We start from the raw sequence: 244 nt of genomic DNA on the forward strand, positions 1-244 counted from the left end.
TCGTGCCGACCACTCTCGCGAGGCGCACATTGCTCCATGCCAGAACGTTGAGCACTCCAGTTCTGACAGCCGCTATACGGAAGCCAGGGGCTCCACCCGGAGTAGCGAAATAGCAATTGGTGAACGCGACATTGGTTGTCGTGCCGGGACTTGCGAAGATGAAAACAGTGCGATCGCCGTTCCAGAAAATGCAGTTGTTGTAAGTTACAGTTCCCGAGAAATTATCAGCCCACTGCATACAATC

1 protein-coding gene is annotated in these 244 nt (G+C 53.3%); it reads right to left on the bottom strand.

Annotated elements, in window-relative coordinates:
• Nucleotides 1–244 (bottom strand): hypothetical protein (locus AC5ZG5_RS46630; RefSeq protein WP_496165623.1); only part of this gene is annotated, 244 nt, incomplete at both ends.

This window comes from Bradyrhizobium sp. Ses1, assembly GCF_059512365.1.